We start from the raw sequence: 3,232 nt of genomic DNA, 5'->3' as shown, positions 1-3,232 counted from the left end.
GGTGGAGTCGGCGGTGTTCACGTTCGAGGGCTTGCACGAGGCGATGCGGCACATGGCCCGTGCCGTCTCCGACACCCGCGAGCCCCGCCCCCGCTGGCACCTGGGGCTGGCGCTGGCGAGCGCCGCCGCGGTGGGCGCCCTTCTCTTCGCGCTGGTGCGTCCGGCCCTTGTGTCCCCTCCCCCAGACTGCCCGGAGTCCATGGCGAGCGCCGCGCCAGTGCTTATGAGTGACGAGGAGCCAACGGCAGCCGAGAGGCCGGCCCCGTTCTCCAGCGGTTCGCTCGCGGACACCACGCCCCAGGAGCACCCGGTGCTTGCGCGACCACTGCCGCGCGAGCCCTTCAAAGGGCAGAAGCGCCCTCCCTGCACTCGCTACGCCGAGGTCGAGCTGGTCGGCGCCTGCTGGACACCTCACAGGCTGAAAGCTCCGTGTCCGGACGTGCTCTACGAACACCAGGGGGAGTGCTACGTGCCCACCTTCAGCGCCAAGCCGCCGCCCCAGTCGCTCGGGCAGTAAGTGGCGTGGAGCCCCTGGCTCCCGGCACCCGGGCTCGCTCGTCCCCACCGCCGATCCGGGCCCGGCCGTGCATTCTGATTTGCGGGCGCTCGCCGGCTTCGCTTGTAGACGTCTACAAGCAACATGGGTATATGTGGGACAAAACACGACACCGCTTGTAGACGTCTACAAGCGGAGCCGGTTCCAACCGTTGGAATGAACTCAGCCTCCGGCGCGCAGAGGCCCGCACTTCGCGCCCTATGAGGAACGCGCCCCGGCGTCGGCTCCTCTGCGCGCCGGGATGGCATGAAGGGGTAGCTCCACCGGCCCGCGAATCCCGAGCGAGTGATTCCACTTCAGCGCCTCCTGGGAGAGGACAAACCCCTCGCAGCGGGCGAACAGCTCCTCCAGAGCGAGGTGGGCCTCCATCCGGGCCAGCGGCGCGCCCAGACAGAAGTGCACGCCGTGTCCAAAGGACAGGAGTTGCGGCGAGCGGCGCTCCAGCACCAGCTCGTCCGCCTGCTCGAACTGCCGCTCGTCCCGGTTGGCCGAGCCCATCATCACCGCCACCGGCGCGTACGCCGGCAGCTTCACCCCGCCCAGCTCCACCTCCTGGGTGGTGAGTCGCAAGGTGATTTGAAAGGGCGAATCCAGGCGCAGCACCTCCTCTACCCGAGAGGGGATGAGCGCGGGCTCGGCACGCACGCGGGCGAGCACCTTTGGGGCCTGGGCCATCCTCCGCACCGTATGGCCGAGCAGGTACACCGTCGTCTCCAGCCCGCCCACCAACAGTACCGTGCCGAAGGCGACCAGCTCCGAGTCGGTGAGCCGCCGGCCCTCCACTTCGGCCACCAGCAGCTCGCTCATCATGTCCTCGCGGGGCCGGGCCCTCCGGTCCGTGATGACCTCGCGCAGGAAGGACTGGAGTTCCGCGAGGCTGCTCCGCAGGTAGGCGATGCGCTCGGGCGGCTCCGGAACGCTGGCGGTGATGCTGATGATGTCGTCGGACCACTGCTTGAGCTTCGAGCGAAGCTCGGGCGGGAAGCCGAGCAGCTCGGCGATGACGAACGCCGGCAACGGCAGGGCGAACGCCTGGACGAAATCCACCTCCTGCTGGCGGCGGACGTCCTCGGCCAGCTCGCCGGCCACCTGGCGGATGCTCGCCTCCAGCCGGGCAATCGTCTTGTGGGTAAATGCGAGGCTCACCAGGGCACGCATCCGGGTGTGATGCGGCGGATCCATGGTCAGGATCGACTCGGACAGCGGATTGCCTACCCCCGCCAGCCACTCGGGTCTCATGATCTGCTGGAGGAAGGTGGAGGAGAACAGCTTCGGGTTCTTCAGCACGTACTGCACGTCCTCATGGCGGCTGATGGCCCAGAGTCCGCCTGGCTCCACCTGTTGGATGGGCTCGCTCCGCAGCCGAGCGTAGAAGGGGGACGGGTCCGCCCGGAACTCGGGCGACATCACGTCGATGGGCTCGCGCATGAGCATGGAGCCTCGAAGAGGAGTCCTCTCAACGCTGTTCATGATGTCGACCCCATGCGAGCACGAGCCGCACCCGTGCTCCTCCTGCTCGTTGCCTGTCGGGCCCTTGCTGGCCCGGGGCTCAAGTCTTGTAGCCGCCGAAGACCACGCCTACCCCCGCGTGGAGGATGAAGGGCAGGTAGGGTCCCTCCGTGGCTTGCACCCGCAGGGAGAGTTCGGGCAGGAGGCGCAGCCAGGAGGTGAAGGGAACGGCGACACCCAGGCTGGTGCCCACCGTGAGAGAGGACCTTCCCCTGGAGGGCGGGGACTCCTTGAGGTTGAAGAGGACACCGGCTCTGGCACCGAGCACGAGCTGGCTCCCCCCCATGTTCACGCCCAGGAGCAAGGGCAGCTCCGCATGCATGGCGGGCTCGTCGAGATAGGTTCCGCTGCCCGCATGGGAGTAGAGGAGACCGGGGGCCACGGTGAGGTCGACTCCGCTCTGGAGAGACGGGGCGCGCACGAGGGCGAACCGCCCGTCCACCGCCACACCGGGAAGGAAGAGTCGGGCGCCCACGTCGATCCGGTCGGTCAGCCCATAGCGGACGCCCAGGTCCACCTGCGGCATGGAGATGAAAGGGGCAAGCTTCTCTTCGCGCGGGTTGTGCGACCCCACGTTCTGGACGCCGGCCGCGAGCGACACCTGGAGTGCCCCCTTGTCCACCGTGCGCGCCATCCCCGTCGAGACGCAACCGGACGACCCCAGACCCACGCAGGCTCCGAACAGGAGCAGTCTTCTCGTCATGTTCCAGCCCAAAGCAGCTCCCGTGCCGGAGGGAGCTGTCGTCCCAGCCATCGCGGGACCGGGGAGGGACGCGTGCACGCGCCTGCACGGGAGCGGGCGCACCGGGTGAGCAGGAACCGACTCACGGAGCAGCGGCCTTCACAGCCCAGCCACTCACGCGAAGGCGGCGCTGCGCAGGATCATCACGTCAGCGAAGTCCTGGCGCTGCGGCGCGAGACACAGCGCCCCCTGCGACACCTGCTCGAGGAAGTGCTCGCCGTAGTCATGGCGGGGACCCGAGGCGTACACGGTGATGTCCCGGGCCCGCGCGACGTCCCCGAGCATCCGGGCCACCGCGTGCGCCACCTCTCCCCAGAAGGGGAAGTACAGATAGAACGCGGTGCCGTCCGACAGGTCCACATCGCGGACATCCGCGTGGATGAACTCCAGGTTCGGCAGCGCGAAACGCTCGCCATTGCGGCGCG

3 protein-coding genes and 1 pseudogene are annotated in these 3,232 nt (G+C 68.6%); 1 reads left to right on the top strand and 3 read right to left on the bottom strand.

The window, feature by feature from the left end:
* Nucleotides 1-517 (top strand): annotated as a pseudogene (locus VF794_RS38105) (hypothetical protein); the annotation flags it as partial.
* Nucleotides 518-754: 237 nt separating this feature from the next.
* Here VF794_RS38105 and VF794_RS38100 read toward each other — a convergent pair.
* From VF794_RS38100 to VF794_RS38090, 3 genes are all read right to left on the bottom strand, one after another.
* A complete protein-coding gene (locus tag VF794_RS38100; RefSeq protein WP_331118339.1) occupies nt 755-1,990 on the bottom strand; it encodes a cytochrome P450 in 1,236 nt (411 codons plus the stop codon).
* A 115-nt stretch (nt 1,991-2,105) separates the two neighbouring features.
* Nucleotides 2,106-2,768, bottom strand: coding sequence for a hypothetical protein (locus VF794_RS38095; RefSeq protein WP_331118337.1), 663 nt, complete (start codon nt 2,766-2,768; stop codon nt 2,106-2,108).
* A 153-nt stretch (nt 2,769-2,921) separates the two neighbouring features.
* Nucleotides 2,922-3,232 (bottom strand): hypothetical protein (locus tag VF794_RS38090; RefSeq protein WP_331118335.1); only part of this gene is annotated, 311 nt, incomplete at its 5' end.

Origin of the sequence: Archangium sp. (assembly GCF_036389735.1) — a bacterium.
GTDB lineage: Bacteria > Myxococcota > Myxococcia > Myxococcales > Myxococcaceae > Archangium.
Note: the sequence above shows the minus strand (reverse complement) of the source record. Positions and strands in the feature narration are given on the sequence as shown.